The organism is Streptomyces thermovulgaris, from assembly GCF_002155915.1.
GTDB classification, from domain to species: Bacteria; Actinomycetota; Actinomycetes; order Streptomycetales; family Streptomycetaceae; genus Streptomyces; species Streptomyces thermovulgaris.
Genome location: NZ_MUME01000448.1, coordinates 505 through 1,072, shown reverse-complemented (window position 1 = coordinate 1,072; position 568 = coordinate 505). Strand labels below are relative to the sequence as shown.

At 75.6% G+C, this 568-nt stretch carries 1 pseudogene; it reads right to left on the bottom strand.

Annotated elements, in window-relative coordinates:
- Nucleotides 1-126: 126 nt before the first annotated feature.
- Nucleotides 127-568, bottom strand: a pseudogene (locus CCN35_RS29805) (pyruvate carboxylase); the annotation flags it as partial.

Sequence of the window (568 nt, the reverse complement as noted above, 5' to 3'; positions counted from 1 at the left end):
AGGAGCCGGGCCTGGGGGCGTCCGGACCGTGCCGCGGGGCACGGGCCGGCCCGGGGCGGTGATGACACGCGGTCGAAGGCGTGCGGGGAGGGACGGCGAAGGCATGACGGCGGTTCCCGCACCGCCGGCCGTCCGCGGTGCCGGCCCTGCCCGCACACGTGCGGTGGTCCCCTCGCCGGGNNTGGTGGCCACGGTCGCACCGGCCTCCACCTCGTCGCCCTCGGCGACCGCGAGGGTCACCACACCGGCGAACGGGGCCGCCACATGGCCGGGGTTGGACCGGTCGGCCTTCTCGGTGGCGGGGACGTCGGAGGCCGCGGCGACGTCGCGCACCTGGATGGGGCGGAGCTGGCCGTTCAGCGTGGCCATCACGGTGCGCATCCCGCGCTCGTCGGCCTCGCCGATCGCCTGGAGCTCGATCAGGAGCCGCACCCCGGGCTCGAGGTCGACGGCGTACTCCTTGGCGGGACGCAGCCCGTAGAAGAAGTCCTTGCTGTCCAGCACGCTGGTGTCGCCGTAGGCCTGGCGGTGGGCCTCGAAGTCCCGGGTCGGGCCGGGGAACAGCAGC